General features: G+C 63.7%; 24 protein-coding genes, 1 riboswitch and 1 other annotated feature. Of the genes, 8 read left to right on the forward strand and 16 right to left on the reverse strand.

Going from position 1 to position 24339, the window contains the following annotated elements; genetic code table 11:
* Positions 1-46: 46 nt before the first annotated feature.
* From M1D34_RS25405 to M1D34_RS25415, 3 genes are all read right to left on the reverse strand, one after another.
* Positions 47-1033 carry an SDR family oxidoreductase gene (locus M1D34_RS25405; RefSeq protein WP_498783100.1) on the reverse strand — a complete coding sequence of 329 codons (987 nt, stop codon included), beginning with the start codon at positions 1031-1033 and terminating at the stop codon, positions 47-49.
* A 107-nt stretch (positions 1034-1140) separates the two neighbouring features.
* A complete protein-coding gene (locus M1D34_RS25410; protein WP_003532118.1) occupies positions 1141-1332 on the reverse strand; it encodes a hypothetical protein in 192 nt (63 codons plus the stop codon).
* 48 nt (positions 1333-1380) lie between these two features.
* Positions 1381-1623: a hypothetical protein gene (locus tag M1D34_RS25415; protein ID WP_498783103.1), complete on the reverse strand. Its 243-nt coding sequence runs from the start codon at positions 1621-1623 to the stop codon at positions 1381-1383.
* A 195-nt stretch (positions 1624-1818) separates the two neighbouring features.
* Here M1D34_RS25415 and M1D34_RS25420 point away from each other — a divergent pair, with 195 nt between their 5' ends.
* The 4 genes from M1D34_RS25420 to M1D34_RS25435 all read left to right on the forward strand — a co-directional run bounded on the left by M1D34_RS25420 (position 1819) and on the right by M1D34_RS25435 (position 7129).
* Positions 1819-2676: an SDR family oxidoreductase gene (locus M1D34_RS25420; RefSeq protein WP_003532113.1), complete on the forward strand. Its 858-nt coding sequence runs from the start codon at positions 1819-1821 to the stop codon at positions 2674-2676.
* 160 nt (positions 2677-2836) lie between these two features.
* Positions 2837-3766, forward strand: a complete 930-nt coding sequence (locus M1D34_RS25425; RefSeq protein ID WP_498783105.1) for a substrate-binding domain-containing protein — start codon at positions 2837-2839, stop codon at positions 3764-3766.
* Positions 3767-4230: 464 nt separating this feature from the next.
* Positions 4231-5424 carry an MFS transporter gene (locus M1D34_RS25430; RefSeq protein ID WP_498783107.1) on the forward strand — a complete coding sequence of 398 codons (1194 nt, stop codon included), beginning with the start codon at positions 4231-4233 and terminating at the stop codon, positions 5422-5424.
* Positions 5425-5519: 95 nt separating this feature from the next.
* Positions 5520-5575, forward strand: a sequence feature (sul1 is cis-regulatory element that is thought to sense ions involved in sulfur or methionine metabolism; They are found in Alphaproteobacteria).
* 66 nt (positions 5576-5641) lie between these two features.
* Positions 5642-7129, forward strand: coding sequence for a SulP family inorganic anion transporter (locus M1D34_RS25435; RefSeq protein WP_498783109.1), 1488 nt, complete (start codon positions 5642-5644; stop codon positions 7127-7129).
* Between the two features lie 281 nt (positions 7130-7410).
* Here the strand turns inward: M1D34_RS25435 and M1D34_RS25440 are convergent, their stop codons facing one another.
* Both M1D34_RS25440 and M1D34_RS25445 read right to left on the reverse strand, forming a co-directional pair.
* Complete coding sequence (locus M1D34_RS25440) at positions 7411-8790, reverse strand: alanine/glycine:cation symporter family protein (protein ID WP_498783111.1); 1380 nt, start codon at positions 8788-8790, stop codon at positions 7411-7413.
* A gap of 535 nt (positions 8791-9325) precedes the next feature.
* Positions 9326-9535 carry a dodecin gene (locus M1D34_RS25445; protein ID WP_003527838.1) on the reverse strand — a complete coding sequence of 70 codons (210 nt, stop codon included), beginning with the start codon at positions 9533-9535 and terminating at the stop codon, positions 9326-9328.
* Between the two features lie 258 nt (positions 9536-9793).
* Between M1D34_RS25445 and M1D34_RS25450 the strand changes: the two genes are divergently transcribed.
* Complete coding sequence (locus tag M1D34_RS25450) at positions 9794-10240, forward strand: PPC domain-containing DNA-binding protein (protein WP_498783113.1); 447 nt, start codon at positions 9794-9796, stop codon at positions 10238-10240.
* A 3-nt stretch (positions 10241-10243) separates the two neighbouring features.
* On the opposite strand, the gene M1D34_RS25455 is transcribed toward M1D34_RS25450, so the two are convergent.
* The 6 genes from M1D34_RS25455 to M1D34_RS25480 all read right to left on the reverse strand — a co-directional run bounded on the left by M1D34_RS25455 (position 10244) and on the right by M1D34_RS25480 (position 15218).
* Positions 10244-10429, reverse strand: coding sequence for a hypothetical protein (locus M1D34_RS25455; RefSeq protein WP_014527652.1), 186 nt, complete (start codon positions 10427-10429; stop codon positions 10244-10246).
* Positions 10430-10592: 163 nt separating this feature from the next.
* Positions 10593-10991: a hypothetical protein gene (locus M1D34_RS25460; protein ID WP_498783115.1), complete on the reverse strand. Its 399-nt coding sequence runs from the start codon at positions 10989-10991 to the stop codon at positions 10593-10595.
* Between the two features lie 505 nt (positions 10992-11496).
* Entirely contained in the window at positions 11497-12291 is a 795-nt protein-coding gene (locus M1D34_RS25465; RefSeq protein WP_498783117.1) for a class I SAM-dependent methyltransferase, read from the reverse strand.
* 4 nt (positions 12292-12295) lie between these two features.
* Entirely contained in the window at positions 12296-13096 is an 801-nt protein-coding gene (locus tag M1D34_RS25470) for an ABC transporter ATP-binding protein (protein WP_498783119.1), read from the reverse strand.
* The gene (locus M1D34_RS25475; protein ID WP_498783121.1) at positions 13093-14136 is read right to left on the reverse strand and encodes a FecCD family ABC transporter permease; all 1044 of its coding nucleotides are present in this window, start codon (positions 14134-14136) and stop codon (positions 13093-13095) included. The genes M1D34_RS25470 and M1D34_RS25475 overlap by 4 nt, the downstream gene beginning before the upstream one ends.
* The gene (locus M1D34_RS25480) at positions 14133-15218 is read right to left on the reverse strand and encodes an ABC transporter substrate-binding protein (RefSeq protein ID WP_498783123.1); all 1086 of its coding nucleotides are present in this window, start codon (positions 15216-15218) and stop codon (positions 14133-14135) included. The genes M1D34_RS25475 and M1D34_RS25480 overlap by 4 nt, the downstream gene beginning before the upstream one ends.
* Positions 15219-15386: 168 nt before the next feature.
* Positions 15387-15616, reverse strand: a riboswitch (cobalamin riboswitch).
* A gap of 237 nt (positions 15617-15853) precedes the next feature.
* Here M1D34_RS25480 and M1D34_RS25485 point away from each other — a divergent pair.
* Positions 15854-16765 (forward strand): agmatinase, encoded by a 912-nt coding sequence (locus M1D34_RS25485; protein WP_498783125.1) that lies wholly within the window; start codon positions 15854-15856, stop codon positions 16763-16765.
* Positions 16766-16865: 100 nt separating this feature from the next.
* Here M1D34_RS25485 and M1D34_RS25490 read toward each other — a convergent pair whose 3' ends face one another.
* The 5 genes from M1D34_RS25490 to M1D34_RS25510 form a co-directional block, all read right to left on the reverse strand.
* Entirely contained in the window at positions 16866-17240 is a 375-nt protein-coding gene (locus M1D34_RS25490; protein ID WP_498783127.1) for a DUF1850 domain-containing protein, read from the reverse strand.
* Positions 17237-19351 carry a TRAP transporter permease gene (locus tag M1D34_RS25495; protein ID WP_498783129.1) on the reverse strand — a complete coding sequence of 705 codons (2115 nt, stop codon included), beginning with the start codon at positions 19349-19351 and terminating at the stop codon, positions 17237-17239. The genes M1D34_RS25490 and M1D34_RS25495 overlap by 4 nt, the downstream gene beginning before the upstream one ends.
* Positions 19352-19467: 116 nt before the next feature.
* On the reverse strand, positions 19468-20412 hold the full coding sequence (locus tag M1D34_RS25500; protein ID WP_498784381.1) for a TAXI family TRAP transporter solute-binding subunit: 945 nt from the start codon (positions 20410-20412) through the stop codon (positions 19468-19470).
* Positions 20413-20686: 274 nt separating this feature from the next.
* The gene (locus M1D34_RS25505; RefSeq protein ID WP_498783131.1) at positions 20687-21085 is read right to left on the reverse strand and encodes a hypothetical protein; all 399 of its coding nucleotides are present in this window, start codon (positions 21083-21085) and stop codon (positions 20687-20689) included.
* Between the two features lie 552 nt (positions 21086-21637).
* Positions 21638-22627 (reverse strand): GlxA family transcriptional regulator, encoded by a 990-nt coding sequence (locus M1D34_RS25510; protein ID WP_498783133.1) that lies wholly within the window; start codon positions 22625-22627, stop codon positions 21638-21640.
* A 149-nt stretch (positions 22628-22776) separates the two neighbouring features.
* Here M1D34_RS25510 and M1D34_RS25515 point away from each other — a divergent pair, with 149 nt between their 5' ends.
* Positions 22777-23604 (forward strand): alpha/beta fold hydrolase, encoded by an 828-nt coding sequence (locus M1D34_RS25515; protein WP_498783135.1) that lies wholly within the window; start codon positions 22777-22779, stop codon positions 23602-23604.
* Between the two features lie 96 nt (positions 23605-23700).
* Entirely contained in the window at positions 23701-24210 is a 510-nt protein-coding gene (locus tag M1D34_RS25520) for a hypothetical protein (protein ID WP_498783137.1), read from the forward strand.
* Positions 24211-24339 lie beyond the last annotated feature (129 nt).

Below are 24339 nucleotides of genomic sequence, written 5' to 3' on the forward strand. Positions count from 1 at the left end.
GCCCAAAAGTCAACGAGCTGCGAATCAGCCGGAGTTTTCGCGCCGTTCAATGCCCCCGGCGGAAAGGAGAGCGAGGCTTGCCGAGGACCAGCGCGGCGACGGCAATGCCCAGCACGCAGACAGCGGCCGTCGTTGCGACCGGGACCCGGCGGGACGATCGTAGCCCGCCGTCTATGCCCCCGGGCTCGGCCGGTGCCCTGAACAGATTGCCATGGCTCCTCGCCACGCGCGGCGCGCGGCTCAGATAGCGCGATGTCAGCTTCGCCATGAGCCGGGGGGTCATGTTCGGCGCGACGAAATGCGCAAACCGCGTCAGGTCGGCGACGAGGCCGACGGTCAGCGAATTGCGCGGGCGTTCCGCCAGGCGCACGATCGCCCGGGCAGCGCGGCGCGCATTGTAGACGGGCGGGGGAACGCTCAGCCTGCGACCGGTATAATTGGCGCCGTGCCCGACCCCGGGTGTGTCCATGAAGGTCGGGTAGACGTCGCAGATGTGAATGTCGCGCTCGTCCGCAAGCTCCGCCCGTAGAGCTTCGGAAAAGCCCCTCAGGCCGAATTTGCTGGCGCTGTAGGCCGCGGCAAAGGGTGCGGAGGCGAAGCCGCCGAGCGAGATCATGTTGATGAAAATGCCGTGCCCCTGCTTGCGGAAGATCGGGACCGCCGCATGTGCGTCGTTGAGATGGCCGATCAGGTTGGTGCGGATGACCTGTTCGTGCGCTTCGATCGGCGTTTCCTCGAAGCGGCCGACGGCGCCGACGCCGACATTGCTGAACCAGACGTCTATCTTGCCGAAGCTCATCGCCTTCCTGGCCAGGTCCTTGACCGCATCGGCGTCCGTCACGTCGGTCGGAGCGACGAGAACCTCCGCCCCGAGTTCACGGCAGGTTCTGGCCACCTCGTGAAGCGCGGCCGCATCGCGGGCCGCCAGCACGAGCTTCGACCCGCGCCGGGCAAAGGCTTCGGCGGTGGCCTGTCCAACCCCCGACGAGGCCCCGGTGATGACGACCACTGCATCTTCGAGAGAATTCAACATATCGCTCCTCCAGCGGCAGTCCGCACGTCGGCCGCAATCGCGTTACAAGCATCGCCCCCCGCCGCGTGTGGAACCGCGAGCGATCGAAGATGTTCCGGCGCAGGCCGCTAACGCTTCGTCTTGCCGGCGTCCGAAACCTTGCCGCGATGCGGATCCTTCAGGTTCTCGCCGACGGCGTCCCGGTCGCGTTCCGGATCATCCTTGGCGGGGAGGTATCCTCTCGGGCGCGTCTCCTTCGGTCCTTCCCACCGCGGCGACTGCTCGGTGGTGCCGGGCGCGCCTTCCTTTGGCGTTTTCATCGTCATTCTCCATCAAGCTGCGAGGCGAACCGACCATCTGGATCGCACTCATTCCTGGTCTTTCATGTCGGGCAGGGGATTGCGCTGGTCGGCATCCTCCAGGTCGGACTTGACGATGTATTCATCCCTCTTCAAGCGCGCCGCCTCTCGGGCGGCCTTGGCGTTCGGGATATCGTCCGGTTCGATCGGGGGTTTGTCGGCCTCCGGGCGCAGGTCGCTGTCATTCTCGACCGGCCCTCCCGCGGTCTTCACATCTAGGGGGGCCGCCGATGGGCGCTTGGCTCTCTCCATCTTACTCTCCTGCTGTTTCATCGGGTCAGGAGGGCAACGTGAAGCCGTAGGCGAAGTTCCATCGGCGGCCTTCTCAAGGCCGCCATGGGCCGGAACAAAGCCAGTCTGCCCGAGTTAGGGCCGCGTACTCGCCGGGGGCAGCCCAGCGATGCCGATCGCCATTCCAGAAGGAGCCTTGCGAAGGAGTTCGTGACCATGGAAAAATTTCCGCACCCTCCCTTTCCCCGCCAAACCCAGGAAATGCCCGGCACCACCGATCGGATGCAGCCGCTGCCGGATCACGGGGAAAATTCGTACCAGGGTTCCGGACGTCTGAAGGACAAGAGAGCCATCATCACCGGCGGAGACAGCGGCATCGGCAGGGCCGTGGCGATCGCTTATGCGCGCGAGGGAGCGGACGTTCTCATCAGCTATCTGAGCGAGCATGACGACGCGATGGCCACCAAGGCTCTGGTGGAGGAAGCAGGCCGCAAGGCCGTGCTTGCCGCCGGCGACATCCAGTCGTCCGACCATTGCCGCAGGATCGTCGAAACGGCCGTTCGGGAACTCGGCGGCATCGACATCCTCGTCAACAATGCGGCCCATCAGGCGACCTTCAAGAACATCGAAGACATCAGCGACGAGGAGTGGGAGCTGACATTCCGGGTCAACATGCACGCCATGTTCTACCTGACCAAGGCAGCGGTGCCGCACATGAAGAAGGGCAGCGCCATCATCAACACCGCTTCCATCAATGCCGACGTTCCCAATCCGATCCTGCTCGCCTATGCGACCACCAAGGGCGCGATTCACAATTTCAGCGCCGGTCTCGCGCAGATGCTGGCCGAACGCGGGATAAGGGTGAATGTCGTGGCCCCGGGCCCGATCTGGACGCCGCTGATCCCCTCCACCATGCCCGAGGATACCGTCGCCAATTTCGGCAAACAGGTGCCGATGAAGCGACCGGGCCAGCCCGTGGAACTCGCCTCGGCCTATGTCATGCTGGCGGATCCGATGTCGAGCTACGTGTCGGGCGCAACGATTGCCGTGACGGGCGGCAAGCCTTTCCTTTGACCGGACGCCGGCCTTTCATTCACCGCCATGAAGTGGTGCCGTCGCGCCGATAGCCTCCACCGAAATCAAGAATGAAACGTATATTTCATTCTTGATTTTCTTCAGAACCTGTATTCCATTTACACATGGATTCTGAAGTCCAGCTGAGGGAGGTTTATCCATGAAACATCTATTGTCCGCCGCGGCCCTGGCTCTCGTTGCCGGCAGCGCGCATGCCGAGAACGTCGGCATCACCATGGCCCGTTCAGACAGCGCGTTCCTCACCATTCTGCGAAACGGCATGCAGGACCAGGCAGCCAAGCTCGATGGCGTCACCGTCCAGGTCGAAGACGCGCAGAACGACACGAGCCGGCAGCTCGACCAGGTGCAGAACTTCGTCTCTTCCGGGGTCGATGCGATCATCGTCGTCGCGGTCGACGGCGACAGCACGCCGGCGCTGACGAAGATGGCGACCGACGCGGGGATTCCGATCGTCTATGCGAACCATCCGCCGGCCGATGTCGACAAACTGCCCGAGACGGCGGCCTTCGTCGGCTCCAACGAGATCGATTCCGGCACGCTCGAGACGAAGGAAGTCTGCCGGCTGCTCGGCGGCAAGGGTGCTGCCTATGTCCTCATGGGACCGCTCAACAATCACTCCTCGCTTACGCGCACGAAGGACATTCATGACGTCATCGCCACCGACGAATGCAAGGGCATGAGTGTCATCGAGGAGCAGAGCGCCAATTGGGACCGGCTCGAAGCCGCCAACATCATGACGAACTGGCTTTCGACGGGACGGGAATTCGATGCCGTCATCGCCAATAACGACGAGATGGCGATCGGCGCGATCCAGGCAATGAAGGCTGCGGGGGTCGACATGTCGAAGGTCGTAGTGGGCGGCATCGACGCGACGCCGGACGGCCTAGCCGCCATGGCCGCGGGCGACCTGGACGTCACCGTCTTTCAGAACGCCATCGCTCAAGGGGCGGCCGCAATGGACGCCGCGGTCGCGCTTTCGCGCGACCAGAAGACCGAGCGGCAGATCTGGGTCCCCTTCGAACTGGTGACGCCGGAGAACATGAAGGACTACGCCACGGCAAATCAGTAAGGCGGTCGTTGGGAGGCGCTATAGGGATGCCATGTTTGATGCCCCTCATCCGCCTGCCGGCCACCTTCTCCCCATTGGATGCGGAGAAGGGACAAGCGGATGCGCCTCGAGTCCCCTTCGCCCCGCCTGCGGGGAGAAGGTGGCCGGCAGGCCGGATGAGGGGCAGGTTACGAGACACCGTTCGAATGAGTTCGCCCCTCTCCTAGGGTCGACCTAAAGACATGAACTTGATGGATTTCAAGAAGTTAGAGCGGGAGGCGGGCGGAAGACCGCACACACTCTTCCTCATCCCGCTCTAGGCAACGCAGCCAACCATTCGTGAATTTCATTCACAGGCATTGCGACTGGCGAGGTGCTTATCGCAGCCGCCCGGCTGCAGCATATTGCACTGCGAAACATCAACCATCGCCAACGTCTTCTAGCCCGTATCGCCTTCGCGAACGGCGGGCGGAAAGGATTTTGCCATGCCTTTGGCCATCTTCGCATTGACGATCGCGGCCTACGCGATCGGCACCACCGAATTCGTGATCGTCGGTCTCCTGCCGACGGTCGCTACCGACCTCGCAATCACGCTGCCGCTTGCCGGCCTCATCGTCAGCGTCTACGCGCTCGGCGTCACCTTCGGCGCGCCGGTCCTGACAGCGCTGACCGGGCGGATCGAACGCAAGCCCCTGCTTCTCGGCCTGATGGCGCTCTTCATCGGCGGCAACACCGCGGCGGCAATGTCGCCGAACTACGAAGTGCTGCTCGTCGCACGGGTGCTTTCGGCCTTCGCCCACGGCGTCTTCTTCTCGGTCGGCTCGACGATCGCCGCCGATCTCGTACCGGAGAACCGCCGCGCCTCCGCGATCGCCATGATGTTCATGGGGCTCACGGTCGCGATCGTTACCGGCGTGCCGATCGGCACCTATATCGGCCAGGTCTTCGGCTGGCGGGCGACCTTCTGGGGCGTCTCTGCACTCGGCGTCGTCGCCTTTGCCGGTATCGCCGCCCTGCTCCCGGGCACGCTCGCCAAGGCCGCCCCGGCGAGCCTTCTCGATCAGGTGCGGGTGCTCGGCTCCGGCCGTCTGCTGATCGTCTTCGCCATGACCGCGCTTGGCTATGGCGGCACCTTCGTCGCCTTCACCTTCCTGGCGCCGATCCTGCAGGAGGTCACCGGTTTCTCCGAACGGAGCGTCGGTCTGATCCTCGTGCTCTACGGCGTCGCCATCGCCATCGGCAACATCGCCGGCGGGCGGATCGCCAACACCAATCCCGTCAAGGCGCTGATCGGCCTCTTCCTCCTGCAGGCGCTCGTGCTGGTGATCTTCTCGTTCACCGCCGTTTCGCCGGTCCTGACGCTTGTGACGCTCGCCGCTCTCGGTTTTCTGTCCTTCGCCAACGTGCCGGGCCTCCAGCTCTATGTGGTGCAGCTTGCGATGGAGCACCGCCCCGGTGCCGTCGACGTCGCCTCGGCGCTCAACATCGCCGCCTTCAATCTCGGGATCGCGCTCGGCGCCTGGCTCGGCGGCACGGTGGTCGACTCTCCCCTTGGACTTGCCGCCACCCCTTGGGTCGGCGCCATCCTCGTCTCCGGTGCGCTTCTCCTCACGCTTTGGAGCGGCGTTCTCGACCGGCGCGGCGCGATATCCGGCGAGCCCGCCACCGTCACAGGCTGAGATTTGCAGCAGACGGGCGCTGCCGCCGGCATTGCGGCAGCGCCCAATTCGGCATTGCATCGGGACCAACCGATCCGTATAAAGCCGGAACTCACCCCGGACCCGGTGAAACCCCGGGTGGCTCTTCTGGCCGCCGATCCGCCAGACAACGCAACAGCATCAAACCTCGACGAGCCGGCTCCTGCCGGCCTGGTGTGCTACTCTTGCGAAGAAAATCATGAAAACGACGATTACCAGCTATAAACGCGAATGGTTCTCCAACATCCGCGGCGACGTCCTTTCGGGCATCGTCGTGGCGCTTGCGCTGATACCGGAGGCGATCGGCTTCTCGGTCATTGCAGGCGTCGATCCGAAGGTCGGCCTGTTCGCCTCCTTCGCCATTGCCTGCGTTTCCGCCTTCGCCGGCGGCCGCCCGGGCATGATCTCGGCGGCGACCGCCGCCACCGCCGTCCTGATGGTCACGCTCGTCAAGGAACACGGCCTCGAATATCTCTTTGCCGCCACCCTGCTGATGGGGCTCATCCAGATCGCCGCAGGCTTCCTGAAGCTCGGCCGGGTGATGCGCTTCGTCTCCCGTTCGGTCATCACCGGCTTCGTCAACGCGCTTGCGATCCTGATCTTCATGGCGCAGCTTCCGGAACTCATCGGTGTGCCGCATGTCACCTATGTGATGATCGCGGCAGGGCTCGGGATCATCTACATCTTTCCCTATGTCACGAAGGCGGTTCCCTCGCCGCTCGTCGCGATCGCCGTGCTGACCGCGGTCGCCTTCTGGACCGGAATGGACGTCCGCACCGTCGGCGACCTCGGCGCATTGCCGTCCAGCCTGCCGATCTTCGCGCTGCCGCAGGTGCCGCTCACCTTCGAGACGCTGCAGATCATCTTCCCCTACTCGGTGGCGCTTGCCGCCGTAGGGCTGCTCGAATCCCTTTTGACCGCTCAGATCGTCGACGACATGACGGACACGACGAGCAACAAGAGCCAGGAATGCATCGGCCAAGGCGCAAGCAACATCGCCTCCGGCCTCATCGGCGGGATGGGCGGCTGCGCCATGATCGGCCAGTCGGTGATCAACGTGACCTCCGGCGGACGCGGGCGGCTCTCGACCTTCGTCGCCGGCGCCTTCCTTCTCTTCCTCATCCTCGTCCTCGACGACCTCGTCCGCATCATTCCGATGGCCGCACTCGTGGCTGTGATGATCATGGTCTCGGTCGGCACCTTCTCCTGGCGCTCCATCCTCGACCTGCGCCGCAATCCCCTGCCCTCCTCCGTCGTGATGCTGGCAACGGTCGTCACCACCGTCGGCACCCACGATCTCGCAAAGGGCGTCCTGGTCGGGGTGCTTCTGTCGGGGGTGTTCTTCGCCGGAAAGGTCGCCCGCCTCTTCCATGTCCGCTCGATGCTCCACGAGAGCGGAAAGGTGCGTACCTATCATGTCGACGGCCAGATCTTCTTCGCCTCGACCGAGGGTTTCATTGGCGCATTCGACTTCGCCGAACCGCTGGACAAGGTCGTCATCGACGTCGGCGAGGCGCATCTGTGGGACATCACCGCAGTCGGCGCACTGGACAAGGTGGTGCTCAAATATCGCCGCCACGGCGTAACCGTCGAGGTGATCGGCCTCAACGAGGCAAGCGCTCATATGCTCGACCGCTTCGCCGTGCACGACAAGAGCGAAGGCGCGGCGCTCACCGCAACATATTGAATCCATGAGACCCGGGTCGATCGATCGACCCGGGTCTCGCCCATAGGGACACGGTTGCCGTGCCGGCGAGCACGGCTCGACTTTGCGCTGCCCGATCTCCGCGCGATTTCCGCCAACTCAGGCCTTCCGGCCCCCGCCTCTCCGGGACGATCAGTTCACTGAAACTCGCTGGATCACCATGATTTCAGGTCGGGTCGACCTGAAATCATGGACGTGATCGACTCCTGTAGTTGGAGCGGGATGCGCGCGGAAAACCGCTGCGCACCTTTCCTCTGGATCAGCTAGCCCTGGCTGTGCGAGGCCACTCCCGCGCCGGCGCCTTCTTCGGCGAAGTAGTCACGCGTCAGTTGGGCGATAACCGGGGACAGGAGCAGCAACGAGATCAGGTTGGGAATAGCCATCAGCGCGTTCAAGGTGTCGGCCACCAGCCAGGCAAAGTCGAGGCTGAGCGTGGCGCCGAAGAACACTGCGACGGTCCACACGATGCGGAACGGTATCGCGCTCACGGTTCCGATCAGGTATTCCCAGCACTTCTCGGCATAATAGGCCCAGCCGAGGATCGTCGTGAAGGCGAACAATGCCAGTGAGATGGTCACGAGATAATTCCCGTAGCCGGGCAGTGCCGCCTCGAACGCCGCAGAACTCAGAACCGCTCCGGTTTCGCCCGAGGCCCAGACGCCCGACACCATGATCGCCAGACCCGTCAGGGTGCAGACGATGATCGTGTCGATAAACGTGCCCATCATGCCGATGACGCCGGAGAAAACGGGATTGGCGGTCGAGCCGGCAGCCTGTGCGATACCGGCGGTACCGAGGCCCGCCTCGTTCGAGAAGATGCCGCGCGCCACACCCATGCGGATCGCCATCAGCACACTGGAGCCGAGGAAGCCGCCGGTGGCCGCCGTCGGGCTGAATGCCTGGGTGAAGATGGTGGCGATGGCCTGCGGAATGTTACCGGCAAAGACGACGAGGACGGCAGCCACGCAGACGAGATAGAAGATCGCCATGAAGGGCACGACCTTCTCGGCCACCGCGCCGATTCGCTTGATGCCGCCCAGGATCACCGCACCCGTCAAGACGGTCATCACGATGCCGCTGATCCATGTCTCGATGCCGAAGGCGTTCTCGACCGCACTGGCGATACCGTTGGCCTGGACCATGTTGCCGATACCGAAACCCGCCAGTCCGCCGAAGATGGCAAAGGCGGTGCCCAGCCACTGCCAGTGCTTTCCGAGTCCATTCTTGATGGCGAACATCGGTCCGCCGGCGTGTTCGCCTTTGTCGTCGACCTCGCGGTATTTCACCGCTACGACGACCTCGGCGTATTTCGTCGCCATTCCGACGAAGGCGGTAACCCACATCCAGAACAGCGCACCGGGTCCACCCACCGCGATAGCGGTAGCGACGCCGGCGATGTTGCCCGTGCCGATGGTGGCCGACAGCGCCGTCATCAGCGCGGCGTAGGGCGTAATCTCCCCTTCGGCGGCCCTCCCCGGCCTGCGGCTTTTCAAGATCATGCGGAAGCCATAGGCCACTTTGCGGATCGGCACGAAGCCCAGGCGAAGCTGAAGATACAGACCGGTGCCAATGATCAGCACGATCATAGGCACGCCCCAAACGATGCCGTTGAGCCAGTTAAAGAATTGGTTGAGTGCTTCCACGAGACTGCTTTCCTCCCTGGTGCCATGTCTTTCCGCGAGCCTGCGCACGCCTGCGGCCTGACTAACTTCACCGGCGAATATTGCAAGCCGTCTTGTTCATGGGCCACAGGCACCTCGACTCATTCCGATCGAGGATGGCCCGGGTGTCCCCCGTCTGCGAACACGCAGGCGGTACCCGTGGAGCCGGTTCGTCAGGCGCGATGGGTACATGCCGGCCCCTTGGGAGCCGCGATCATACATAGAAGTCGACGTTGGTGAATTTCATAGTTCGAATGCTTCTATTTATGAAATTGATGATGGCCGGCAGATCGGCATGGGAAAGCGGCGCGGCGCCGGCACGAAACTGTCAGTACTCGGCGCGCGAACATACATAGCCATTCAGCTGTCAGTCGGCCCTTAGGAAAGGGCCGCCACCCGGCATCGCCGGCTTCCGCATGGGTGCCGGCGTCTCTTCTCGTGGCAATCGCAGGCAGGTGGAACCCGCGGAACAAGTCGGGGCGGAATGTCGCATCCCGCTCTCGGCGCCGTGCGCACCTCAATCGTCGATGCGGAAGCCCACCTTCATCACCACCTGGTAATGCGCGACCTTGCCATTCACGATCTGGCCGCGAATCTGGTCCACTTCGAACCAGTCGAGATTGCGGGTGGTTTTCGAAGCACGCGAAATCGCCCCTTCGATGGCCTCGTCTATCGAGTTCGGCGAACTGCCGATCAGCTCGATCTTTTTGTAGACGTGCTCGCTCACGGTTTCCTCCTGAAGGATTCTGGTTTGATTCCAGGCTCGCCGGGTCTCCTTGTTGGCGCGGCAAGGGACGGCGGCGCGATCGCCGCCAGGGACAATCATGCCCCCGTTCGGGGCGAACCGCCAGCGTTCGAGGAAAATGGGCGTGCGCCGCGCTTGACGCTCGCGGAGATGCCCCGCACTTGATGAACGATCTGGCGCTTCGCTCAATCCGGAACAGATCGCCATGGTAAAAGTTCGGGCGGAGACGAGGGCAAATTGATGAAACAGAAACTTTTGGCGCAAGACGCGAGCGAACGCACATTCATTCTCGTACTCGAAGAGGGCGACGAAGCATTCTCGGCCATTTCGGCCTTCGCAGCCCAGGCGGACATCGCGGGCGCCTCGGTGACGGCGATCGGCGCCTTCAGCAGTGCCACGGTGGGCTTCTTCCGTATCGAAAGCAGAGATTACCGGAAGATCCCCGTAGCGGAGCAATCGGAAGTTCTGAGCGTGATCGGCGATATTGCCCGCGACGAAGCCGGCCGCCCGAGCCTGCATTTGCATGCGGTTCTGGGATTGGAAGACGGGTCGACACGTGGCGGACACCTTCTCGAGGGTCACGTCCGTCCGACCCTGGAGGTCATCATCCGCGAAAGCCCGACTGGATTGTGCCGGCGCAAGCGACCGGAACTCGGGATAGCGCTCATCGAGCTCGACGCTGAGTGAGGCTCAGCTTTTCGCACTCGAATTCGGGTTGCGCTTGTCTTCCCGGCTGACCTCGCCTTTCGAGGCCTTGGAACCGCCGCCCCATTCTTTCGCCTTGCGGGCCTCGTCGCCGCCTACGTGACCCGGTTGGTTCTTCTTGGCGGTGCCGCTTTCGCCCTTGGTCTTGGCACGGTCCGGTTTGTGTTCCATCTCGGTGCTCCAATGCTTGTTTCTGGCCGGCACGCGCCCGCAACCTTCGACACGGCGACCGAACAAGCGAGAAACCGATCGGTTCCTCGCAAAGCATGCCGCGATCTGCGGCAGGACTCTCTCCCTGGACGCACATCGTATCCGGCAGGACGGGCCGCAATTTTCACCAGGGCCGCCAGCCGCTTGACCAGTAACGGCCCTTCAGATCGCTCAGCCGGTCCTCGATATCGGCGATCAGGTCCTCGATGCGCGAGGAGCTCCGCGAATGCCAATAGGGCCGGCTGGTCCCTGCAATGAGCAGCCCCAGAAGACCGACCACGGCGAGTGCCGTCCAGGCGGGATGTTCCCTTGCAATCTCGCCGGCCCTGCGGCCGGTGTCCGCGATGGCCCTGCCGGAATAGATGCCGAGATCGGAGAGCTTTTCGGTCAGCGCATTGACCTGCTCGCGCAACGATCTGACTTCCTCTTCCATGCTTGCCTGGTCCGGAACGCCCACCGATCCGTTCTTCGTATCGACCACGCCGCGCGGTATGGTGGATCCGAGTCGCTTTTCCTGTGCCATATGCTCATCCTCCGTTTCTGGGTCCCAACTTGTCAGAGACAGCAACCCGGAAACGGCGGCCGGGGGCCCGGAGTTCCTTTTGAGGTCGAATTTGGATCTGATGACGCCTGAGCAGGCGGATTAGGCGACAGCGGATTTAGAGCGGGATGAGGAAAAGTGTGTGCGGTTTTCCGCCCGCATCCCGCGTCACTTTCATGTTTTTAGGTCGACCCGATCTAGCTAAAAACATCGTGATCCAATGCCTGTTGAGATTCATCTTGAGTGGCGGTGCGGACAAGGTTGCCGAGGGCGTCGGTCAGCGCGGGGAGGACTGCAATCTCACCTCCTCATCTCTGTGCTTGTCACAGAGATGAGAGCAGCGCCGCGTCTGCGGCGCGGGGAAGAGTTCTTCCAGCCCAAGGACTTGGGCTGGCTGGATCCCTGTGACAAGCACAGGGATGAGGTAATCAAACAAACGCCGCGGGTATCCCAAATCTGAACGGGCCTTAGTGCGTTGGGAAGTGATCTACCTGCGCCCGGCATCTCCCGGAGGCCGCGAGCAGACGAGGAAGAACCTGCGGTAGAAGAACGTCCTCAGCCTGTTTCTGAGATCGGCATTCCTGCGCTGGGCCGCCGCGATCGGGCGGTGGGATGGCAACTCTATGTTCTCGAATCCCGCCTCTTCGATCAAAGGGAGAAGTCTTTCGACGGTGAGGCCGTCGCCGAAGGGCAGACGCTCCATGATCGTCGCATGGCGTTCGCTCATGGCGCCGTCGTAGTGCGGGTCGTGGCCGATGATCCGCTCGAGGGCAGCCACCGCGATCGACGCCAGACGGCCGAGCGGCGTCGGTTTCGACCAGTCTCCGTCGAAGACGAGCAGCCTGCCGCCCGGCTTCAGCAGGCGGAACCATTCGGCGAAAGCCTGCTCCGGCTCTGTCAGCGTCCAGACGAGATGCCGGCAGACCACCGCATCATAGGTCTCGTCCGGCTCCATCGTGCGCTCGGCATCGGCCAGTATGAAACGGACCCTGTTGTTCCCTGCGTGCTTGCGCCGCGCGACGGCGAGCATGGCCTCGGAGAAATCGAGCGCCGTCACTTCGTGGCCGAGCGAAAGGAGCACGTTGGTCACCTCCCCCGTCCCGCAGGCGAGTTCGAGAACCTTCAGCGGCCTCGCCCCCAGTGCGTCGCGCATCGCTGCCGCCCAGGCGTCGAGCTCCGGCCCCGGCGGGATGCGATGGCCGAAGGCGAGGTCGAACGTTTGCGACCGCTTCGACCAGTATTCGCGGATATCTTCCTTCAGGTCGTGGTTGCGCATGTCCATGGGGTCAGGCTCCGACGGCGGCGATTGCGGCAAGCGGACGCGGGCGTCTTGCGCGATAGCGGATGGAACAGCTTCCGTCGAAGTCGTGCTCGACCTCGACCTCGATCCCGAAGACCGCGCGGATGCGCTCGACCGTCAGTACCTCCCGCGGGCGCCCGAGCGCCACCAGCCGGCCGGCCTGCATCACCGCGATCCTGTCGCAGAACATAGCGGCGTGGTTGAGGTCATGGAGCGCTGCGACCACCGTCAGGTCCTGGCGGCGAACGAGATCGAGCAGGCTGATCTGATGGCCGATGTCGAGATGGTTGGTCGGCTCGTCGAGGAGCAGGATCTTCGATTGCTGCGCCAGCGCCCGAGCAATGTGCAGCCTTTGCCGCTCGCCGCCGGAGAGCGTGTGCCAGAGGCGATCGGCAAGATGCGCCATGTCCACATTTGCGAGCGCCGCCCCGACGATCGCATCGTCCTCCGGCGACCAGGGCGAAAGCGGCCCGAGATAGGGCGTGCGGCCGAGCTCGACCGCCTGGCGCGCGGTGATCCGCTCGCCGGTCTCGGCCTGCTGCTCGACCAGAGCGAGCCTTTGCGCGACCGTGCGGCGTCCGAGCGTCCCGATCGGACAACCGTCCAGAAGCACCTCCCCCCTCTTCGGCTTGCGGATGCCCGATATGAGCGACATCAGGCTCGTCTTGCCGGAACCGTTCGGGCCGATGATGCCGAGGAACTCTCCCGTCTCGACCGTGAGGGAGACATCCTTCAGGATCTCCACCCCACCGGCCGACCATGAAACCCCGCTCGCCGAAAGCGTCATGCGCGGTCCCTCCTTTGTCCGAGTATCAACGCGAATGCCGGGGCGCCGACGAGCGCCGTGATCACGCCGATCGGCAGGACCTGGCCGGGAATGAGAACGCGCGACAGGATGTCCGCGAGGATCATGAATACGGCGCCGATGAGCGCCGCTGCCGGCAGCAGGACACCGTGGCGGACGCCGACGAGCATGCGGGCCGCATGGGGGATGACGAGGCCGACGAAACCGATCGACCCGACGATGGATACCATCACCGCCGTCATCATCGCCGAGACGCCGACGAGCGCGAAATAGGTTCGCCTGACCGAGATGCCGAGCGAGGCAGCCGATTCCGACCCGAAGGTAAACGCGTCGAGGGGACGGGCATGCCAGAGACATACGACGAGACCGAGAAGCGTCGCCGGCACGGCGAGCCAGGCATCCGGCCAGCGCACGCCCGAAAGGTTGCCGAGCAGCCAGAACATGATGCCGCGTGCCTGCTCGGCCGTCGCCGCCTTGGTGACGATGAAGGAGGTCAGCGCGTTGAAGAGCTGTGACCCCGCCACACCTGCCAGGATGATCGCCGCGGTGCCGCGGCCGGCCTTCATCGCCAGCAGGCTCACCAGGACGAAGGCGACCAGCGCGCCGATGAAGGCGCCGAGCGGCAGCGTCAGCATCCCGGCACCCACACCGAGAATGGCGACGCTGACCGCGCCCGTCGAGGCGCCGGCGGAGATGCCGAGAATGTAGGGGTCGGCGAGCGGATTGCGCAGCAGCGATTGCAGCACGGCGCCGGAGAGCGCGAGCGACGCCCCGCAGGAAGCGGCCACGACCGCCCGGCTCAGCCGGTAGCTCCAGATGATGCCCTCGTCGATCGGTGCCAGCGGGTAGCCGGCGTTCCACAGCCGGTTCGCGACCGTCTGCGCAACGGTCTTGAACGGGATCGCCGTTTCGCCGATCGCAGCGCCCATCCAGAGTGCTGCGAAGAGGATGACGAGCGCGGCGAGAGCCGCGCCGACGCGTCCCGTCCCCGTTCGCCCGGCCAGGGTCAGCACGCGGCTCACTTGCCCAACCCACCCTTGGAGGCCAGCCCCGCCTTGGAGGCCAGCCCCGCCTTGGAGGCAAGTCCGGCCTCGGCGATGGCATCCGCCAGCGCTTCGATGCCTTCGATCGTGCGGATCGTCGGGTTCATCGCCTGCGCATCCATGGCGAACACATAGCCTTTGGCGACTGCCGGCATGAGGCTCGCCACGGGATCGGTCTTCAGGAATTCGAGTTTGGCGTCGAGACTGTCGAGCGGGTAACGTCGACGTTCCATGGAGCCGGCAACGATCATGGTCGGCTCGGCTTTGGCGATGGTTTCCCAGCCGACCGTCGGCCATTCGTCTTCTGTGTCGATGATGTTTTCGATCCCGAGCGCCGCCATTATGTAGCCGGGTGCGCCATTCCTGCCGGCGACATAGGGGTCGGCATCGGCAGCGCTGGAGAACCAGAAGACGGCCGAGAGCTTGTCCCCGGCCGAGGCGACCTTGGCGCGCGCCGCCTCTTCTCGGCTTTTCAGCTCGGCGACGACCTTCTCGCCCTTATCCTGAACATTGTAGATATGCGCCAGCTCGCGAATTTCCCGGTAGACGAGGTCCATGGTGAAGACCTGCCGTCGCACGCCATCGCTCGCCGCCGAGTTCTCCTTGCCGGTGCAATCCGAAGGCGATGTGTAGACCGGAATGCCGAGCTCCTCGAACTGCTCCGGCCTCGCGACCACGCCTTCCGGGCCGACCTGCCACTGAAACTGCACCGCCACCATGTCCGGCTTCTTGGCAAGTACGCTTTCGAAGCTCGGATCGTTGTCTGCCAGGCGCTCGACCTTGGCGTTGACCTCCTCGTAACCTTCAAGGACCGGGCCGACCCAGAGGGCGGTGCCGGCGACCTTGCCCGCAAGGCCGAGCAGATAGAGGATCTCGGTGCTGCTCTGGCCGATCGAGACGGTGCGCGTCGGCGTCTTGTCGAAGGTGATCTGCCGTCCGCAATTCTCGAGTGTCAGCGGATAGGTCGTCTCGGCAGCGAAGGCGGGATGGCCGAGAGCCGCTGCGCCGATGGAAAAAGTAATGAGACCCGCAATGACCGGTCGTTTCAGAAAGCTGTTCATGAATAGTCCCCGATTGTGAGGCCGCTAGGCGGCCGTGATGGTCAGCCTGCCGATCGGGTTCGATCGGACGAGTGACGGCTGGACCTCGGGGAAACTGATGAAAGCGTGCGCCGCGAGGCGCGAAAGATGGTCATGGCTTGCTCCTGTTCCGGGCATCCCCGCCCGTGACGTTGGATCGATTTGACGGCAGGTCTCCTGGCTCACGGACAGAGTCGCTCATCTGCCTTCCCGCGCAACGCGCGCAGTGGCTGGCGCCTTGGCGCCACAAGGATGAACGACGATCCGCTTACAGTTGCGGGGGCAGCCACGGTTTTGGTCCCTCTTGGGTCGTCCGCACCGTGTTCCCTATTAATCCCCTCCACCTCACGGGTAGGGGAACCGTCGGTCCCAGTTAATGTGGAACGCAGCCGCCGGTCAAGGTGGAAGGCAACGGTTATGTCCCACACGCGATCCGGCTAATGCTGCGGCGATACTTTATCACGGCGCGACTATTATGTTATATCATTACATCCGTCAACAGCAGATGCTCTGCGCAATGGCGGCAACAGGCTTGCAAGGCGCGGGAGTTCACCGCACAGTTTGCCTGAACCCGCAAACAGCCTTCACCCATTAGAGCCCGTCAGGACCCCAGCAAAATGACCGCCTCTCCTCGCTTTCTCGGCTTTCCCGACCGCCTGGAGGATGACCGCATGCCCCGTGCGGTCATATTCGGTGCCGGTCATGGTAGCACCTATCCCGGCCAGAACAGCAGCGGCTATGCCTTGGCCGCCGACGTCATCCGCGCTGCGAGCCAGGAGGACGCTCCCCTCGTCGAGCATTGGGACTTCGATCTCGGCGGCCAGTTGTTCGGCGGCAATGCCGTCTGTTGCATCGATGCCGGCGACATCCCGACGACCATGCATGACAATGCAGGCAACCGGGCCCGGATTGAGGAGAAGACATGCGAGGTCCTGGCATTGCCGGCTGTACCGATCCTGCTCGGCGGCGACGATTCCGTGGTCATTCCCTTCCTCGCCGGCTTTGCCGATCATGGGCCGGTCTGGATCCTGCAGATCGACGCCCATATAGATTGGCGCGACGAGGTACATGGCGAACGCTGCGGCTATTCGAGCCCGATGCGCCGGGCGAGCGAGATGCCGCATGTCGCCGGTATCGTGCAGGTGGGCCTGCGTAGCGTCGGCAGCGCAGGCCTCACCGAAATCGAAGCGGCACGGCAGTATGGCTGCCGTTTCGTGACCGCCCGCGAAATTCACGCGAACGGCGTCGAGGCTGCTCTCAGGCATATTCCGGAAGGGGCCCGGGTGCTCGTCACCCTCGACTGCGACGGCCTTGATCCAGGCATCATGCCGGGCGTCGCGGCGCGTACGCCGGGCGGCCTTACCTACACGCAGGTGATTGACCTGATCGCTGGCCTCGGCATGCGGGCCAGGATCGCAGGGTTTGACCTCGTCGAACTCTATCCTCCCGCCGACATCGGCGGCCTGTCGGCCCTGACCGCTGCGCGCCTTCTCGTCAACGTGATCGGCACCATCGTCCGACAGGTTTGAGAGACTCCGACAAAGCCAAGTCAAGGAGCCGAGCGCTTCTCGGCAGACGTCCGTAGTTCCATAACTCGTGATCTTCTCGTTTTCGTCCTGCCCGCTTCCACTACGGCTTTAGGCCATCGCATGGCCGCAGAACGATGGGTTCCCGGCTTTGCGCCCCGAGTTCGCGGCAGCCGCCGGCATCGCAAAGCGTCCAGCCGGAGACGGTCGCCCCGGAGGCGGCCAGGACGAGTTCGGGAAGCGGCGGCAGGTCGGGCGTCCAGACCCACCAGCGGCCCTGACGACGCGCATTCTCTCCCGGTTCCATTCCCGCACCCGAGCCCTGCACGCGCGCCTCCTCAAGAACGAGACCCTCTGCCGTGACGCCCCAACGCTCCTGCCATTCGGTCTTCTCGACCGAATGGGTCCAGCCGAGGGTGAAGACACCCGCAGCAACGGCGACAGCCTTGCCGCCGATGATGCAGGCAAGCGCGCTCATGCCGGTTCCGCCGTCTGCCGGCCAGCCTGGCGGGCGCGCCGCCAGATCAAGAAGGCGAAGACCGCGGAGAGTGCGAAGCCGACCTCATCGGTGATCGGCAGCGCCGCCAGCAGCGTGAAGGCGGCCGCGGCCGCGAGCACCCGCTCGATAACCCCGAGCCGGACGGCGGCGAAACCCACCACGGCGGCACCCCAGAGCGCGATCGCCAGGCCGGTCTTGACGACAATATAGGCGACGGCAGCCGGATAGCCCACGATTGCGGCCATCGCGCCCCCATCCTGCAGCATCAGCGCCGGCGAATAGACGGCCATGAACGGGATGACGAAACCGGCCGCCGCCACCTTGATCGCCTGGATCGAGATCTTCAGCCCGCTTTCCCGCGCGATCGGTGCCGCCGCGAAGCAGGCAAGCGCCACCGGCGGCGTCAGATCGGCAAGAATGCCGAAATAGAAGACGAACATGTGGCTGACGATGAGCGGCACGCCGAGTTCCAGAAGCGCGGGCCCGGCGATCGACGAGGTGATGATGTAGTTCGGGATCGTTGGTATGCCCATGCCGAGCACGAGGCAGGTGACCATTGTCAGGAGCAGCGACAGAAACAGGCTCTTGCCGCCGACCGAGACGATGAATTGCCCGAAGGTATTGGCCGCTCCGGTCAGCGTCATCGTGCCGATGATCACGCCGACGAGCGCGCAGGCGATCGCCACCGGAAGGGCCGTCTTCGCCCCTTCGGCAAGCGCATCGCGGCATATCACCAGGGTCTCCCGGCCACCCTTCAGGAACGCGTTGCCGGCAATCAGCAGCGCCAGCGCTGCGACGATCACGCCGATGCCGAACTGGAAGAAGGCGGCCGCCACGAGGCCGAGGCCGACCCAGAAGATGATGCGTATGACACCGGCGGGAAGGCCGAGCGCAAGCGAACTGCCCAGGATCAGAAGGCCGGTGAAGGCGAGGCCGACCGTGCCGGCGAAAAGCGGCGTGTAGCCGGAGAACAGCAGCCAGACGAGCGCGGCGAGCGGCAGGATCAGATGCCACTGTTCGAGGATTGCCGCCCTGGCCGAGGGCAGCTGGTCCTTGGGCAGGCCGAGCAGCCCGTGCTTGCCGGCTTCGAGATGGACCATCCAGAAGGCGGAAGCGAAATAGAGGATCGCCGGTATGACCGCGGCCTTGACGATCTCGTAATATTCGACGCCGAGCGTCTCGGCCATGATGAAGGCGACCGCGCCCATTACAGGCGGCATGATCTGCCCGCCCATCGAGGCCGTTGCCTCGACGCCGCCTGCGAAGGCCGCCCGATAGCCGAACTTTTTCATCAGCGGGATGGTGAACTGCCCGGTCGTCACCACATTCGCGACGCCGGAACCGGAAATGGTGCCCATCAGGCCCGAAGAAATGATCGCTACCTTCGCGGCTCCGCCGCGCTTGTGGCCGACGAAGCTCAACGAGACATCGTTGAAGAGCCGGATCATGCCGGCCTTTTCGAGGAAGGCGCCGAACAGGATAAAAAGGAAAATATAGGTCGAGGAGACGAAGGTCGGGATGCCGTAGATGCCTTCCGTGCCATAGGCCATGTGGTCGATCACCTGCGAAAAGTCGTAGCCGCGGTGGTCGAACGGCGGCGGCAGATACTCACCCAAAAGGCAATAGGCCAGGAACACGCCGGAAATGATCGGCAGAGCCGGCCCCATCAGTGCCCAGGCGGCGGCAAAGACGACGCCGAGCGCGATGACCCCGAAGACGATGTCGCGCGGCAGTGGGTCGCCGGCACGCGCCAGGAGTTCCGCATATTCGTAGCACTGGTAGAAGGCGACCGCTGCGCCGAGGAAAGCAAGACTCCAGGCGATGATTTTTGCAACCGTGCCGCGGCCTGCCAGCGTCGCCAGCAGGGGAAATACGAGGACCGTGACAAAGCCGACGTGCACCGCGCGCACGATCTGGCTCGCGAAATCGACGAGATGCGCCGCGGTGGCGATCTGGAACACGGAAAAGGCCAGGGCGATGGCAAACAGGATCCGCCCGTCCCATGTCGCCGGAAACGCCCGGGTCAAGGCGTCGTGCCGGTGCAGTTCGGCCGACGCAGATCCGCTTTGCTCATTGGTATTGTCGATCATGATTCCTCCCCCGAATTCCTGAAGCCCGTCGCATTCAACCGAATTCTGCGACGCGCTTCAGGGTGTTGTCTGCCCGTCATTATTTAAAACCGCTTTACGGTTTCGGGCGACATGGGTCAGAGCAGGCCCTTTTCCTTGTAGTAGCGCTCCGCCCCCGGATGCAGAGGAATAGGCATTCCCTTCAGCGCATCCTCGATGCGGATATTCTCCGCCGCCTTGTGAGCCGCCGTCAGGGCGGGGATGTTCTCGAAGAGCTGCTTCGTCATCTGATAGGCGGTTTCGTCGGAAACCTCCGAATGGGTGACGAGAAAGTTGACGACGGCGACCGTCTGCACAGCGCTGTCCTGGCCCTGGTAGGTGCCGGCGGGGACGGTCGCGGCGATGTAGGGCGCGCCGAGCTTGGTGGCGATCTCTTCGGGGACGGCGACCATCTGTACGTCGAGCGAAGTCGCCAGATCCTTGAACGAAGAGACGCCCAGGCCGGCCGACTGCAGCGTCGCATCGAGCTGCCGGTTCTTCATCAGTTCCACCGATTCGGCGAAGGGCAGGTATTCGGTCTTGCCGAGATCGTCATAGCTCATGCCGGCAGCGGCGAGGATCGCCCGAGCGTTCAATTCCGTGCCCGACTTCGGTGCGCCGACGGAAAGGCTCTTGCCCTTGAGATCGGCGACGGTCTTGATGCCCGACTCCTTCGACGCCATGATCTGGATATAGTTGGGATAGATGGCGGCGATACCGCGCAGCTTGTCGAGCGGGGCCTTGAAGCCGGCATCCGTGTTGCCTTCCCAGGCAAGCTTGACCGAATCGCCGAGCGAAAAGGCGATCTCGCCACGCCCCTGCTGCAAGAGGTTGAGGTTCTCGACCGAAGCCTTGGTCGCCTGCACCTGCGTGCGTACGCCCTCGATCTTGTCGCCATAGATCTTCGAAAGCGCGACGCCGAGCGGGTAGTAGACCCCGGAAGTGCCGCCGGTCAGGACGTTGATGAATTCGGCTGCGCCTGTCGAAGCCGCGGAAAGGGCGATTGACGCACTTGCGATCGCCGCGATAGCGGCGCGTTTCAATATTCCATTCACAGAAATTCCTCCCAATCATTCAAATCTGGCGCGGAAGACCGTCCTCCGGAAACGGGCCGCGGCGTTACACTAGCAAGAGATCGGCTAACTCTAAATGATTGATTTTGTGGAGCGCAATCGACAACTTCGCCAAACAGGCGGAATCTTGCCTGCTTGCCGCAGCGATCGGCGACAATCCGCCTTCCGCCTGCCCTCGGACGAAATCCTGCGTAAACGCCGCCCCTCCGGCGACGTGCGGCGCTGAAGGCGTTTAGGTTCGATTTCAGCGGCGGCAGCTATCGGCCGCGCGTTCCCTTGCAGCGGCGGCGATAATCGACCGAGCCGCTCCTCTCGTCAGGCCGCGTTTGCGTTGGAATGTCAGGCTCCAACCGTTTCCGCTGGCCTGCCAGCCGTCGGCCACCGATTCCGAGCGGCCAGCCGTGGCACCCCGCCTCCCGGAGCGCGCCTTCAATCTATATGCAATTCCTGCAGGGTCGATCAGGATAACCAGCATGAAACCGATCGGCGCGAGCATGTATGGGGGAATGCCTGTCGGTACGCTCGCGAAAGCGGCGATCGACACGGCCACGATAATGCAGATCAGGTTCGTCAACGGGTGGGTGATCATCCTGAAACACGCTTCAGAAACAGTGGTGTTCCGTCCGTAGTCCGACAATGCCATGGGAGAGATCCATCCGGTTGAGTTGTTCCCCTGCCGAGATCACGATGACTTTAGACCCCGTCGACCCAAAATCATGGAACGTGATCGTGCAAGGAGCCAGAGCGGAATGCCGGCGGCAGACCGCACACACTGTCCGCTCCAGACTCCAGCGGCGCGAATGCTGCAATATGTACCCTGAGGCACAGCTGGCAACGGGCCTAAGACCTTTGCCCTTACGGGGTCGGACCAAGGTCCTATAGATGGGCGCGGATGGCACTCTAGCTTCCTGGCTTCCCACCTATACAAGGACCTAAACCTTTTTAGCGACACTTGAGGCGGGGCCTCGCCGCTTGGCGGGGTCCCGCTTGCGTCGTCAACCGAGGGCCGGCGGGGAATCGCTTCGCAGACATGCGAGTGCCCGCGCAGGGGATGACGCGGGCACTGCAACAGGTTGGGGTCCTGAATGTCGCTGGGGGACAGAAGCGACACCTGTTAATTCTTCAGACGAAAATTTGTTCCGCAGCCGCGGGCGCGAAAAAAGCGACGCCGGCACGCTGCCGTCATCCGCGCATGCTATCCGGCAGCCGCTACGGCGAAACGGTGCCGGTAGTCGCCGGGCGACAGCCCGACGATGCGATGGAACAGCTTGCGGAAGGCTGCAGCATCCTCATAGCCGACGGTCCAGGCGATCTGTTCGACCGAGCGTTTGGTGAACTCCAGGAGCTCACGCGCCTTGCCAACGCGCAGATGCTGCGCATATTCGATCGGCTTCATTCCGGTCGCCGCCTTGAAACGGCGCAGGAACGTGCGCTCCTCCATCGCCACCATTTTGGCCATCTCCGCGACGCTGACGGCGCGGGCCTCGCGCGCCTGCAGCCAATGCTGCACCTTGAGAATCGCCTCGTCGCCGTGATTGAAACGCGGCGAAAAGCTGGAATAGTGCCGCTGCTCGCGTCCGGCCGGATCGATGAGCAGGAAGCGCCCGGTCTCGACCGTCACAGTCGGACCGAACAGGCGATCCACGAGGCGCATGCCGAGGTCGGTCCAAGCCATGAGGCCGCCGGCGGTGATGATGTCGCCGTCCTCGATGACGATCTTGTCCGCATCGAGCCGGACGTCGGGGAAACGGTCGCGGAAGGCGTTGGCGAACAGCCAGTGCGTCGTCGCCGGGCGACCCTTGAGCAGGCCGGTCGCCGCAAGCACGAAGGTGCCGCCGCAAGTCGATGCCAACGTCGCCCCCTGGGCATGCCGGTCGAGCAGCCAGCGCGCATAGGGCGCGGCCTCCTCTGCCTCCATCGGTCCCGTCAGCCGGCCGGGGACAAGCAGGATCTCCGGCGCTTCCCGTGACCCGAGTTCGGGATGGGTGTCGAAACATCGCACAAGACAGCCGTCGTCCTGAAGCTGCCAGTGACTGACCCGCGCCACCGGTCCGCCGCGCTCGGCGGAGAACTGACCCGCTATGCCGATGAGATCCGTCATGCCGTGGACCATCGCCATCTGGCAACCCGGATAAAGCATGAGGCCGATCTCGGCTCTCGATGGCAGTGCTCGTCCCTTCGCCATGCCGCACCCCTTTTGTCGGTTTCGGCCCGCCTAATGTCCGATCCGCCAATCCCGATCATTTCGCAATCGGCCTAATTCTTCAAGCACGGGACGCGGCAAGTACAGCACGCCACCCGGCAGTCTTCCAACCCGCTGAAAGGATGAAGAAAATGGCTACGATCACCACCAGGGACGGCACCCGCATCTTCTACAAGGACTGGGGCTCGCGCAATGCTCAACCCATCCTCTTCTCCCATGGCTGGCCGCTCACGGCCGACGTGTGGGATGCGCAGATGGTCTTCTTTGCAAACAAGGGCTACCGCGTCATCGCTCACGACCGCCGCAGCCACGGCCGCTCGGACCAGGTGTGGGACAGCAACACCATGGATCAGTACGCCGACGACCTTGCCGAATTGATCGAGGCGCTGGACTTGCGGAACGTGATCCTTGTCGGGCATTCGACAGGCGGCGGCGAGGTTACCCGTTATGTCGGCCGGCACGGCACCGGGCGCGTGGCGAAGGTGGCGCTGATCGGCGCGGTGCCGCCGCTCATGCTCAAAACCGAGGCCAACCCCGGCGGCCTGCCGATCGACGTCTTCGACGGCATTCGCAAAGGCACCTACGACAACCGCTCGCAATTCTTCAGGGATTTGACGATCCCCTTCTACGGCTACAACCGCGAGGGTGCTGCCATCTCCGAGGGGATCCGCGAGAGCTTCTGGCTGCAAGGCATGATGGGCGGCCTCAAGGGCCAGCTCGACAGCATCAGCGCGTTTTCCGAAAGCGACTTCAATGCCGACCTGGCGAAGTTCGACAAGCCGACCCTGGTGCTCCACGGCGACGACGACCAGATCGTGCCGATCGGCGCCTCGGCGCTCTCGACCGTCAAGATCGTCAAGCACGCCGTACTGAAGGTCTACGAGGGGGCCGATCATGGTCTGACGCAGACCTATCAGGACCGCTTCAACGCCGATCTGCTCGAGTTTATCGAAACCTGATCACCGACAGCGCCTCGCACTATCAGTAACCTCGGTCGAGGGTAGCGGCTGTGCCGTCGCCCTCCCCGCTCCTTCCCGGCCCAAAGGAGATGCGCCATGATCCCCGGATCTTCCATCGAGACCCTCCTCGCCCTGCACGTCGTCGTCAGTCTGATCGGCATCGCAAGCGGCCTCGTCGCCCTCCCGGCGCTTGGCGCCGGCCGCTGGCTCGGCTATTGGCACGCAGTCTTTCTCGTGACCACCGCGGCGACCAGCATCACCGGCTTCCTCTTCCCTTTCAGCGGGATCACGCCCGCACTGGTAGTCGGAGCGATTTCCGTCCTCACCCTCGCCATCGCTCTTGCCGCACTCCATGTCTTTGCGCTCCGCGGCCGGGCGGGGCCCGCCTATGCCGTGAGCGCGACTTTCGCGCTCTATCTCAACCTTTTCGTTCTTGTCGTGCAGAGCTTCCTGAAGGTTCCGGCACTGCAATCGATGGCACCGACGCAAACCGAGGCTCCCTTCGTCGTCGCGCAGGCCCTGTTGCTGGCGGCAAGCATGGCGCTCGGCGCAGCCGCGATCATCGGCTCGCGACAGGTTGCCCTGCCGCTGCCGGTGAGGGGCTAGAGCACTTCCAGGAAAAGTGTGTAACGGTTCTCCGTCCTAAAGTGCATCGTTGCAAAGGGTTAGCGGGATGAGGAAAGTGTGTGCTCCGCCAGGACGATCAGAAGCGCGCCGTATCGATACGGCGCGCTA

This window comes from Ensifer sp. D2-11, assembly GCF_054161295.1.